The 3,004-nt window shown below is 65.7% G+C and carries 4 protein-coding genes; 3 read left to right on the plus strand and 1 reads right to left on the minus strand.

The features are described from left to right. Positions 1 to 69 precede the first annotated feature (69 nt). The gene (locus tag ACO6VM_RS17415) at positions 70 to 819 is read right to left on the minus strand and encodes a sulfite exporter TauE/SafE family protein (protein WP_422403571.1); all 750 of its coding nucleotides are present in this window, start codon (positions 817 to 819) and stop codon (positions 70 to 72) included. 115 nt (positions 820 to 934) lie between these two features. Between ACO6VM_RS17415 and ACO6VM_RS17420 the strand changes: the two genes are divergently transcribed. The 3 genes from ACO6VM_RS17420 to ACO6VM_RS17430 all read left to right on the plus strand — a co-directional run bounded on the left by ACO6VM_RS17420 (position 935) and on the right by ACO6VM_RS17430 (position 2,972). Next, positions 935 to 1,891: a LysR family transcriptional regulator gene (locus tag ACO6VM_RS17420; protein WP_401057817.1), complete on the plus strand. Its 957-nt coding sequence runs from the start codon at positions 935 to 937 to the stop codon at positions 1,889 to 1,891. 55 nt (positions 1,892 to 1,946) lie between these two features. Beyond that, positions 1,947 to 2,402, plus strand: a complete 456-nt coding sequence (locus ACO6VM_RS17425; protein WP_110996499.1) for a MarR family winged helix-turn-helix transcriptional regulator — start codon at positions 1,947 to 1,949, stop codon at positions 2,400 to 2,402. 141 nt (positions 2,403 to 2,543) lie between these two features. Next, entirely contained in the window at positions 2,544 to 2,972 is a 429-nt protein-coding gene (locus ACO6VM_RS17430; RefSeq protein ID WP_023632623.1) for an organic hydroperoxide resistance protein, read from the plus strand. Positions 2,973 to 3,004: the final 32 nt, after the last annotated feature.

Raw genomic sequence — 3,004 nt, forward strand, 5'->3', positions numbered from 1 at the left:
ACAGCCTGTGTGGACGGATCTCCTTGTGATGGTGCTGGTGTGAGGTTCCGCCCCCCCCCCGCGATCGGGCTAAAGCTCGAACCCAAGCATCACAGCACACACCACCAGGAACACACAGAACAGCGCGCGCAGCACCTTCTCCGGCAAGGCATGGGCCAGTTTCACCCCCCAACTGATGCTGAGCAGACCGCCCACCGCCAATGGGATACCGACGCTCCAGTCCACGCTTTGATGCACCCCGTAGGTGAGCAAGGTCACCGTGGTACTCGGCGCCGCCAGCGCCAGCGACAAGCCCTGGGCCACCACCTGGGTGGTGCCGAACACGGAGGTCAATATCGGCGTGGCCACCACGGCCCCACCCACACCGAACAACCCGCCCATGGTCCCGGCGAAGCTGCCCAGCACACCCAGCCATGGCCAGGGGTAACGCATTTCACTGCTCGGCGGCCTCACCCGCAGGAACATCCGCGCCACGTTCCACACCGCCAGCGCCACCAGGAAGCCGACGAAGCCCAGGCGCATCGACTGGGCATCGATGCCCACCGCCCAGATCGAGCCCAGCCAGGCGAAAAGGAAGCTGCACAGCGACAACGGCACGGCATGGCGCAACTCGATGCGGTTGCGCTGGTGGTAGCGCCACAGTGCCAGCAGCACGTTCGGCACCACCATCACCAGCGCGGTGCCCTGGGCCAGTTGCTGGTCAAGGCCGAACAGCACGCCCAACGCAGGGATGGCGATCAGCCCGCCACCGATGCCGAACAACCCACCCATGGTGCCTAGCGCGGCGCCCAACACGATATACATCAACCACTCGATCATCAGCGCCTCTTCCGCCTGCTCCTGAACAATGGCTGCATGCTACCCAGTCGCGGCTGGCGGGGAAACGCACAGCAGCGCACAATGGCTGTGCGCCTTACGCATAAGCAGACCTGCCATGAGCCCCGACATCCTCACCGAACAACTGAGCCTGTTCCTCGACGTACTGGAAACCGGCAGTTTTTCTGCCGCCGCCCGCCGCCACCCACTGACCCCCTCGGCCGTGGCGCGGCGCATCGACAACCTGGAAAGCGCCGTCGGCAGCCGCCTGTTCGCCCGCAGTACCCATGCCGTGCGCCCCACGCCCGCCGGTAACGCCTTCGCCGAACGGGCCCGGCGCATCATCGAAGAGTTGCGCCTGGCACGGGCCGAGGCGGTGTCGCTGAGCAACGCCCCCGAGGGCTTGATTCGCATCGATGCCCCGGCGGCCTTCGGTCGCCGCCACCTGGCACCGGCCATTGCCGACTTCCTGGTGGCCTACCCCGGGCTGGACGTGCAGTTGCGCCTGATCGACAGCTTCGTCGACCTGCACGGCAGTCACCTGGGCGAAGTCGACCTGGTGCTGCGCGCCGGCCCCCTGGCCGACACCCGCCTGGTAGCCACGCCCCTGGCCTACATGGTGCGTATCGCCTGCGCCAGCCCTGGCTACCTGGCCAGCCGTGGCGTGCCCGCCTGCCCCAGCGAGCTGCCTGGGCATGACGGCCTCGACTGGGACGGCCTGGCGCCGCCGTTCGCCTGGCGCTTCACGGTCGATGGCCAGGCGCGCCTGCACCGGCCCACGCGCATGCGCATGACCGCCAACAATGCCGAAACCTTGCTGTTCGGCGCTCTGGCCGGCCTGGGCATCGCACACCTGCCCACCTGGCTGATCAGCGACTACCTGCTGCGCGGCGAACTGCTGCCACTGTTCTGCGACAACGGCCTGCCCGCGCCGGAGAGCAGTGGTATCTATGCGTTGCGCCTGGAACATGAAACGAACTCTCGCAGCCGCTTGCTGCTCGAATTCCTCAAGAGCCGCTTCAGCCCGGTGCCCCCCTGGGACCTGGCCTTGCGCAGCGAGCTGCGCTGGCAATGAGCGCGCCAACCTTCAGCGTGCTAGATTTTCCCCTACACCGATTTCAAGGACCTGCATGAACGCCAACACCCAAGCCCCCTGCGACGAGCTGCTGCTGGACAACCAGGTCTGCTTCGCCCTGCATTCGACGTCGCTGCTGATGACCAAGGTCTACAAGCCCCTGCTGCAGGCGCTGGGCCTGACCTACCCGCAGTACCTGGCCATGCTGGTGCTGTGGGAGCAGGACGGCCTGACCGTGGGCGAGATCAGCCAGCACCTGCTCACCGACCCCGGCTCGCTCACCCCGCTGCTCAAGCGCCTGGAAAGCGAAGGGCTGCTCAAGCGCACCCGCAGCCGCGAAGACGAACGGGTGGTGCTGGTGCAGCTGACCGACAAGGGCCGTGCCCTGCAACAGCAAGCCCGGGACGTGCCGCACTGCATCCTCAAGGCCAGCGGCCGCACGGTCGAGCAACTGGCCAAGCTGCAGGCAGAACTGATCGAACTGCGCGCGAACCTGCAAAAAAACCTCTGACGGCTATGCTGGGTGATGGCCGTTCGGACGAGTGGCCGAACATTTAACTTGCGCGCAAACTAATTGCGCGCTAAGTTTTATCCCGTACCCACCCAGCGCCCCTTCCATCAACGGGCGCACAGCATATGAACGAGGCTCAAGATGCAAAAGGTCACTCCGCTGTACATCGCAGAAGCCACTTCCACTGGCGGCCGCGACGGTAAATCCCGCTCCAGCGACGGCAAGCTGGAAGTCAAGCTGAGCACCCCTAAAGAGCTGGGCGGCGCTGGCGGTGACGGCACCAACCCCGAGCAGATGTTTGCCGCCGGCTACTCGGCCTGCTTCATCGGCGCCCTGAAGTTCGTCGCCGGCCAGGAGAAAAAGGCCCTGCCGGCCGATGCCTCGATCACCGCCAAGGTGGGTATCGGGCAAATTCCCGGTGGCTTCGGCCTGGACATCGACCTGCACATCAACCTGCCGGGCCTGGCCCAGGCCGATGCCGAAGGGCTGGTGGAGAAGGCGCACAAGGTCTGCCCTTACTCCAACGCTACCCGCGGCAATGTGGATGTGCGGTTGCATGTGACCGTATAACAAAATGATCGCGGGGCAAGCCCGCTCCCACG

This window comes from Pseudomonas sp. GZD-209 (assembly GCF_049310485.1).
GTDB lineage: Bacteria > Pseudomonadota > Gammaproteobacteria > Pseudomonadales > Pseudomonadaceae > Aquipseudomonas > Aquipseudomonas sichuanensis.